Below are 3,504 nucleotides of genomic sequence, written 5' to 3'. Positions count from 1 at the left end.
CGCTTCCACTCGGCATAGGCCATGCCGTAGATCCGGTCTCGCGCGGCTTCATCGGACATCTCGACACCGCGCTCATCGGCGGCGGCCTTGTACCATTTGCCCAGGCAGTTGCGGCAGAAGTCCGCAAGGATCATCAGGTCGATATTCTGGACCTCCTTGTGGGCATCCAGATGCGCCAGCAAACGCCGGAAGGCGGCCGCGTCGAGCGCGTCCCGGTCAGCGGCAGGCAGGTCTTCATGTTTCATTGTCTGGCCCATCCTGACTGGCCGGGGTGCCGGCAATGGCACCCCGCCGGGGATAAAGAAATCAGCTGCCGCGAATAATGCTGCCAAGCGGGCCGAGCACCGAGCCTTCGCCCTGGCCGGAGCCGGTGACGGGCAGATTGGCCATGATGCGTCCGGCCAGGCGTGAGAATGGCATGGATTGCATCCAGACCTTGCCCGGCCCTTTCAGCTTGGCGAAGAAGACGCCCTCGCCACCGAAGATCATGGATTTGACATTGCCGGCCCGCTCGATCTCGAATTCGACCGTTTTGGTATAGGCAACGACACAACCGGTATCGACGTGGATTTCCTCGCCGGCCGCCAGCTCGCGCTGTACCAGTGTGCCGCCGGCGTGGATGAAGCACCAGCCATCGCCCTCAAGGCGCTGCATGATGAAGCCTTCGCCGCCGAACAGGCCGGTCATGATCTTTTTCTGCAGCGCAATCCCGATCGAGACGCCCTTCGCGGCGACCAGGAAACTGTCCTTCTGGCAAATCAGCTCGCCATCAACATCGGGCAAATGCACCGCGATAATCGTCCCGGGAAAGGGCGCTGCGAAGGCGGCATGCGCCTTGCCCTGCCCCTGATGTGTGAAGGCGGTCATGAACAGGCTTTCACCGGTCAGCAGACGCTTGCCCGCGCCGGCCAGGGCGCCCATGAATCCCCTGTTCTTCTGCGAGCCGTCGCCAAAAACGGACTCCATCGCAATGCCGGTCGACTTGTACATCATTGCACCGGCTTCCGCGACGACGGTCTCGCCCGGATCCAGCTCGATTTCCACGAATTGAATGTCTTCACCGCAAATCTTGTAATCGATTTCGTGTGCGCTGCTCATCTCGATCCTCGCCTTGTTGAGGGGCGATTATAGGGCCGGTCACGGCAGGATTGTAAGATGCAGGGCGTGTTTTATGCGGCGATCGCGGTCAGATGCTGAGAAAGTCCTCGGGCTCGGCCGCATTGCGGATGACCTGCGCGATATTGACCGACTTGCGGCCACGCTCGACCTTGAAGCTGGCATTCTTGTCGAGACTGGCAATTTCATCGCCCAGATACTCGCGATCAACCGCCATCGAGCCCGACAGCACCAGGAGCGGCGTCTCGCCGGCTGAACTGCGGGCCACTTCCAGTGTTTCGGTCGGATGGACCGAGTCCGGCAGCCGCAAATCGAGCAGGATCAGATCGAATCCACCCGCCTGCATGCGCAATTTGGCCTCGCGCAGCGTCCGCACGACTTCAAAAGAGATATCGAAATCGCCCGCTTCACAGACGGCATGCTGGACAAGCATCGCGTCGGCGAAGTCGTCTTCTACATGCAGCACGTGCAATGCCCGATTGGCCATATTGCATCTCCCTTGTGGCAAGTATCACTCAGTGGCGTTATTGAACCGTTTAAAAATCCGGAAACATTCGAAATTAGAGCCCCTCAGGGCGTTCAATGCCTGCGCGGGCAGCTGCGGCCAGCACTGTATTGCGTAGCAGCATGGCGATTGTCATGGGGCCGATACCGCCCGGAACCGGCGTAATCCACCCGGCATGGCCAGCGATTTCATCGAATGCGACATCGCCGACCAGCCGGGTGCGTCCCTCGCCGCGCTCGGGCGCGTCAATCCGGTTGATACCGACATCGAGCACACAAGCGCCCGGCTTGACCCAGTCGCCGCGCACCATTTGCGGCCGGCCAACGGCGGCAACCACGATATCGGCCGTGCGCGTCAGACCCGGCAGGTCATCGGTGCGCGAATGCGCAATGGTCACGGTCGCATTCTTTTCGAGGAATAGAAGCGCGGCCGGTTTGCCGACAAGAATGGAGCGGCCAATCACCACAACCGATTTGCCCGCGAGCGAACCCATCGCGCGCTCGGCCAGCAGGACACAGCCCGCCGGCGTACACGGGCGAAGGCCCGGCTTGCCCAGCAATAAACGTCCGGCGCTGGCTTCGGTGAGCCCGTCGACATCCTTGTCCGGATCGATCGCCGCGATGACCGCGTTGGAATCAATATGGCCGGGCAGCGGCATCTGGACGAGAATGCCGTCAACACTCCTGTCTGCATTGAGTGCGCGCACGATTTCGACCACTTCGGCCTGGCCAATATCGGCCGGTCTGCGGATTTCGATCGAGGTCATCCCTGCCGCTTCAGTGCGTTTCACCTTGGAGCGGACATAGACATCGCTGGCCGGATCATCGCCGATCAACACCACGGCCAGGCAAGGCGGGCGGCCAAGTGTCCGGGCCAGTTCGGCGCCGGCCTCGCCGGCACGGGCGTCAATTTCGGCGGCAATGGCCTTGCCGTCTATCAGTTCAGCGCTCATCCCCCACTCCCCCCAATAATCCCGCGATCTCCCGGCAGCGTTCGGCCCCTGCCGTAATCCGAACCGTTTTCAAACGCGATGTCGTGCCCCGGATCACCTCGATATCGCGCTTCGGAACCCCAAGGAACTGCGACAAAACCGCTATCATGGCCTTGTTGGCCCTGCCCTTCTCGGGGACGGCACGGACACGAACGCCAAGATGGCGCAGCCCGTCAGCCGTCTCGCTCTCTCCCTCCACCGCGTCTTTCGACGCATTGGGTGTCAGGCGTACCCGTAGCGTCAGACCGCTCTGGTCTTCCAGCCAGGCTCCGCTCAAAGCACTCGCAGCAGTGTTGGCACGATATAGCCCTGCGCGAAGGAGATCAGAAGCAGAAGCACGACCGGGGAGAAATCCATCCCGCCCAGGCTCGGCAGAACACGGCGGATCGGCCCGAGCAGCGGTTCCGTAATTGTATTGGTCAGCCGCCAGATCATGCCGACAAACTGGTTGTGGGGATTGACGACATTGAAACTGATCAGCCAGCTCAAGACCACGCCCACAATGACCACGATCCACAGCAGGCCGAGGATCGGATTGAGGAAATACACAACCAGGGCCTGACCAAATGACAATTCGAGCGGCATAGCAAAATCCTGAGCGACAAAAGATGATGGGCTATGTAACCGCGTCGCCTCCTCGCGTCCAGAAGCCAGCGCTTGACACTGCCCGCCGGCGCTCGTAGTTGCCTCCTCCGAAGGGGCCGTAGCTCAGTTGGGAGAGCGCGTCGTTCGCAATGACGAGGTCAGCGGTTCGATCCCGCTCGGCTCCACCAGCCTTCGCTCGCTGCGCGAGCTTCGGCTGGGCAGGCCCAACGCTAGAACGAGCGAAGGCTGTCACGCCGTAGCCTTCGGCGAAGGCGGACACCCCGGACATCAAACTCTCGACACCCTT

General features: G+C 61.4%; 6 protein-coding genes and 1 tRNA gene. 1 reads left to right on the top strand and 6 read right to left on the bottom strand.

Annotated elements, in window-relative coordinates:
* The 6 genes from AAC023_RS14035 to AAC023_RS14010 all read right to left on the bottom strand — a co-directional run.
* Positions 1–245 (bottom strand): DUF1244 domain-containing protein (locus tag AAC023_RS14035; protein WP_339741842.1); only part of this gene is annotated, 245 nt, incomplete at its 3' end.
* Between the two features lie 61 nt (positions 246–306).
* Positions 307–1,098, bottom strand: a complete 792-nt coding sequence (locus AAC023_RS14030) for a TIGR00266 family protein (RefSeq protein WP_339741840.1) — start codon at positions 1,096–1,098, stop codon at positions 307–309.
* 88 nt (positions 1,099–1,186) lie between these two features.
* A complete protein-coding gene (locus AAC023_RS14025) occupies positions 1,187–1,603 on the bottom strand; it encodes a response regulator (protein WP_339741838.1) in 417 nt (138 codons plus the stop codon).
* Between the two features lie 73 nt (positions 1,604–1,676).
* The gene (folD, locus tag AAC023_RS14020) at positions 1,677–2,573 is read right to left on the bottom strand and encodes a bifunctional methylenetetrahydrofolate dehydrogenase/methenyltetrahydrofolate cyclohydrolase FolD (protein WP_339741836.1); all 897 of its coding nucleotides are present in this window, start codon (positions 2,571–2,573) and stop codon (positions 1,677–1,679) included.
* Complete coding sequence (locus tag AAC023_RS14015) at positions 2,563–2,889, bottom strand: DUF167 family protein (protein ID WP_339741834.1); 327 nt, start codon at positions 2,887–2,889, stop codon at positions 2,563–2,565. Before AAC023_RS14015 ends, folD begins: the two co-directional genes overlap by 11 nt.
* Complete coding sequence (locus AAC023_RS14010; RefSeq protein WP_339741832.1) at positions 2,886–3,197, bottom strand: YggT family protein; 312 nt, start codon at positions 3,195–3,197, stop codon at positions 2,886–2,888. The genes AAC023_RS14015 and AAC023_RS14010 overlap by 4 nt, the downstream gene beginning before the upstream one ends.
* A 112-nt stretch (positions 3,198–3,309) precedes the next feature.
* Here AAC023_RS14010 and AAC023_RS14005 point away from each other — a divergent pair.
* Positions 3,310–3,385, top strand: a tRNA-Ala gene (locus tag AAC023_RS14005).
* Positions 3,386–3,504: the final 119 nt, after the last annotated feature.

The sequence above is a fragment of the uncultured Maricaulis sp. genome, from assembly GCF_963976135.1.
In the GTDB taxonomy this organism is placed as follows: domain Bacteria; phylum Pseudomonadota; class Alphaproteobacteria; order Caulobacterales; family Maricaulaceae; genus Maricaulis.
This window is presented reverse-complemented; position numbering and strand designations above follow the sequence as displayed.